Source organism: Fluviicola sp. (genome assembly GCF_030151805.1).
Taxonomy (GTDB): Bacteria; Bacteroidota; Bacteroidia; order Flavobacteriales_D; family Crocinitomicaceae; genus Fluviicola.
In genome coordinates, this window is the sequence record NZ_JASLCN010000074.1 from 1 (window position 1) to 4,762 (window position 4,762).

The 4,762-nt window shown below is 41.6% G+C and carries 3 protein-coding genes; all 3 read left to right on the forward strand.

Translation table 11 applies throughout. The features are described from left to right. Positions 1-1,096, forward strand: a 1,096-nt coding sequence (locus Q1V93_RS03090) for a hypothetical protein (protein WP_300661295.1), incomplete at its 5' end; no start/stop codon positions are given. Continuing rightward, positions 1,093-4,008, forward strand: a complete 2,916-nt coding sequence (locus Q1V93_RS03095) for a contractile injection system tape measure protein (protein ID WP_300661298.1) — start codon at positions 1,093-1,095, stop codon at positions 4,006-4,008. The genes Q1V93_RS03090 and Q1V93_RS03095, both read left to right, overlap by 4 nt. Positions 4,009-4,051: 43 nt before the next feature. Next, positions 4,052-4,672 carry a hypothetical protein gene (locus Q1V93_RS03100; protein ID WP_300661301.1) on the forward strand — a complete coding sequence of 207 codons (621 nt, stop codon included), beginning with the start codon at positions 4,052-4,054 and terminating at the stop codon, positions 4,670-4,672. Positions 4,673-4,762 lie beyond the last annotated feature (90 nt).

The following is a 4,762-nucleotide window of genomic DNA, read 5'->3' on the forward strand; positions in this document are numbered from 1 at the left end:
TTTGGTTTCCATTCCGGAAGTGAACAAGGTTGTGGACCGGGCTAAATTCCAGAAAAACAATCAATTGCTGACTCCTGATTCGATTCAGAACAAAAAATCCGGTTTTATCGACATTCTGGACACCTTGTACGGAGAAGATACGGCTCAGTTTTTCCAGGATTTTCAACCTCCGACATCCAAAATAAAATACCGTTCACTTTTAACGGAGGAACTTCCGGAATTGAACCGGAACCGTTTTCGTTCCTTTAATAAATTGAAGCCTACGGAAAGCAATATCGTTTTCAAAGAGTTGTTTTCCCTGCTTCACGGGAAAAAAATAGAATCCGAAATTCCGGTGCGTGATCTATTGAAAAACCTGGGACTTAATTTACTTCCCGATGCGGTTTTCTTCGATCAATATGAAGTATATCTGGATATTGCACCGATATCGGGTGTGTTTTACAACCCGATTTTTAACGAAGCGCCACAAACTATTCCCGTTCACGAAATGGACTGGAAGGAAGAATATTTCCCCTCTCTTCAAAACGAAATCAGTTTGGTGAGAAGAAATGCGGTTTTTGAAAGTTTCCTTTCCGTTGGTTCGAATGCTGCTAACTACCGGATGATCCAATTGAGCGAAAACAATCGCTGGATCCTGGTTTTCCGTTATCCGGGCAAAGAAGAATGGATGATTATCGGAACGTACCGGACCAAAGAACACCTCATCCGTTCGGCAAACCGTTTGTGGGCACTCGTTCGTTTTTTGAATCCGGAAAGACATTTGTTTTACCTGGTCGAACACCGGTTACTTCACTATGCGCATCCCGAACAAACAGATGCTGCAGAAGGAAACACCTTATCGATCATTGCTTCCAGCCGTTTTGAAAACCAGGTGGTCAATGAACGTTTGGAAGAATTGCTCCGGGAACGGCTCCCGGCACATTTGCGCATTCGCTTGTATCGTGTGAATTCCGATTACATCTACGATTTCGAGCAGATTTATTACAAGTGGCGGGAAGCTTTGGCAAGTAGAAAAGCCAAAGATCTGGTTCATTTTTCGGAGTCCATCCGGGCTTTTTTCAGAGTCAGTAATTCCTTTTTACAAATCATTCAATGAACAGTATTTCATCCATAGCGCTGCATGTTACTGCTCACGATGAATCGTTCATTCAAAGCTGGTACCGCGATTTTGAACTCTTCGCCGATAAATACATCACGGAAGTTGCCAACCGCGTGTTGATGCGTTGCGACCAAACCGGTTTTGAAATTGAAATCTCGAAACTGGATCTGGATCTTGGAAACATTTCCGAAGAAGACTTTGAACAGGATTTCGAACGGATACTGGAAGAAAAACTGGAAGAAAGTTTGATGCGGGAAATCCTGTATCCTTCCAAAAAAGAAGACAAACGCCTGGAGGAGGCCGATTATCAGTTGGAAGCACTGAAACAATTTTTACTGCATGGAACACTTTCCTGGAACCTGGCTCAGCGTTTCAAAAATGTTGTCGAATTGTTTCAATCTGTTTTGAAAAGCAAAGCCAAGGAGCTCACTTCTTTTTTGAAATCTTACGGACATTACACCAGTTTACAGCAACGCATGATCTATCAGCTGGATGATCCGGATTTGTTTGAAGTCGTTCAGCTGCTCGCTCCTGCCGAATTCTCATTCATTCGCTCGTATGTTGTTTTTCTGAGAGTCAAATATGCAGAATCTCAGTATGCTCAAATCCGGGAAGAAGAACGGCGTATCGTGATCTGGAAAGTCGTGTATTCGTATCTTTTGAGTAATCAAAGTGCCGCATTTAACCGGAAACTGTTTGTAAGAGATACGATCGGAAACCTGGCAGCGCACATCAATCTGAGTTATGGAGAATTACTTCATTCACTCACCTTTTTCCTTGACCAGGATTTCAACCGGGCAATTCCGTCCGGTTTACAGACTATTCTGATGGAATTAAAAGCCGAAGAACACACTGTTTCGATGTCGATTCGCATCCAAAAACCGGAAGAATGGCCACAGATTTTACGGGAATTGAAAAATCCGAAACAGAGCTTGAAACTTCATGAAGCAGATATCAATCAATTGCGCAGTTTGCTGGAAAACGAACGGAATGTGCTCCAGATTATCAAGCCTTTACGCGAAATAGAGATTTTCGACCTGGTTCGTTTGCTCGTTCCCTTTGATGCCCCTTTTGTGATTGAATATGCACAGCATTTGAACAAGCAAAATCAAAGCGGAGCACTACAGGGAAAATCCGGCGGAGAATTCATGCTGTTCAAATGGCAGGTGATTCTTCCTCTGGTCGCTCTTTCAAAAAACTCAGCGATTAATAAAGAATATTTGGTCTGGCAGGTTTTCAAACGCCTTTCCGCAAGATACAATGTCGAATTGTGGCAGATTATTTCGTTTGCTTACGTGGAAACCAGTAAGTGGAAAATGCACAACGACCTGCGCGATCTGATTCACCGTTTGTATTCGGAATTAGTTTTGGGCAAAAAGAAATCCGAACAAACAAAAACAATTGATGCCGTGGCTTTTCAATTCCATTTACTGACCGAAAAAACAAAACTTACCAAAGAACAGGTTTTAGAGTTAAAGTCAAAACTGGGGTCTTCCCTGTTCCGGGAATTACTTTTGGATCAGTTGAGCGAATCAACCCGGTATCGTCTGTTGGCAATTATTCTTCCTTCAAAAGCCATTGAATTGTCTTCGTTTATGCAATTATTGCATCATTCAGGCAACGGCGCTCACATTGAAGGACAGGTTATCGGTTCGATTCAGCGTTTGAAATGGTCTTTTTTGTTTGATGTTCTGGAAGAAACCAAAAACCAGGTTTTTAACCAGGAATCAATCGTACAGCGGGTTTTGGAAAAAACGGGAGCACATTACAACTTATCTCTCAAGCAATTGATTGATTATTTCTACCTGGATTTCAAACATTCCAATTTTTCCATTCCTTTTAACTTGTTTAAAATCCTGGCTTCCATCAGACAAAAGATCGAGGCTGCTACAACAATAAGTAAACAGGAAGAAGACCTCGCTTATTCGAAAACGTTGGTGGAAAACAGAAAACGCTTGTTACAGTATTTCACCGAAAACGAGCAAAACATGCCGGTCATCCATGCACTTTCTCTGAACCTGGAATGGATGAAATTTTTGATCCCGGTATTGGACCTGGTCAAAAAAATGACGGATTTCATCAACCGGAAATGGAAAATTTCTATCAATGAGCAAGCGGTGATTCAATTGATTTTCAGTTTTTCAAAAAAGGCCGGACACCGCAATCAAAAAGAACTATTACTCGAATTGTGGACTTTGATTCGCCGGGAGCTCAATCAAAAGCAACGAACTGTTTTCATCAAAGAATTCATTCAGCTCAACGAACAGGAACCATTGCTTCAGCAACTCCGGAAAGAACTGAGAGGCGAAGATGCCGAAATTCTGAAAGAACCCGAAACATTGGAAGAAGAGGAAGAAGATCTTGAAGAAGACGAACCTGAAACGGAAGAAACCGAAGAAGATTTGGCAAAAATCTCCTTTATTGACAATTCGGGATTGGTATTGCTTTCCCCTTTTCTGCCCCGTTTATTTTCCATGCTGGAGCTCACCGAGAACGGAAAATTTAAAACCAGGAAGGCACAAATCAAAGGAATTTTCCTGATGCAATATGCCGTTTTCGGAGAAGGTGAATTTCCGGAATACCAGATGCAGCTGAATAAACTGTTGGTCAATTTCAAAACGGGGGTTCCGATTCCGAGAAAATCCAACCTGACGGATGATGAAAAAAGCACGGTTGAAGGGATGCTTCAGGGAGCGATGCAAAACTGGGGACGTTTGGGAGAAACAACTATTGACGGTTTTCGCGGAGGTTTTCTATGCCGGGAAGGACGATTGGAAGAACAGGAAGATGCTTTTTTACTGACGGTCGAAGCGAAAGGTTTTGACATGCTTCTGGATTATGTTCCCTGGAATTTCCGGACGATCAAATTCAGCTGGATGAAGAAAGCGATACAGGTGAAATGGAGATAGAGAGAATTGAAAAGGTAAAAGGTAAAATTGAAAAATAAAACCTATGAAAGCAAGTCAAACCAAAACAAGCGGTGGAAAGCAACACCATGCTATTCAGTCGAAAGCGAAGAATCAGGCGTCTGAAAGTACATTGTTAAAAGCGTACTCAAAAGGCAAGATTGCAATTCAAAGAAAAAAAGTTTCTGACGACCACGTGCGTGATGACTTGTTGCATCCGGAAAGTAACAACCTCTTCAAAAGAAGTACCAATTCATTCTTTGCAGGAAAACTACACGGCACGAAAGCGAAGAAAGCCGATGACGAGCAAACCGTACATGACAATAGAGATCAGGTTAGTTATGAGCAGTTAAAAGATTCCACCTTACAAAATAATGCCGGGTTAAAAAACTGGTTAAGCAGTGATGGAGAGCACATGTATGTTCATAACAAAAGCAGTGTACAAATAGCAACAAGGGCAGACAACAAATTACCTCATCCGACTTTAGTTGGTGGAGATCCGGATGTCAAGGGAGCAGGAACAATGTATATGACTGGTAAAAAAGTGTATATCACAAAACTATCCGGCCACTTCAGGCCTTCAAAAGTACACAATGACACGGTGAAATTTGTGGAAGGTATTCACCATAAAAAAGGAGAAGAAGTCCATGTTGATGATCGCGTTTAATTAAAAAAAAGTCTTATGAAAACACATGCACAATTAAAACAAAATAATCCTTCTTCAACGCAAACAAAAGCGAAGAATCAGGCACAGGAA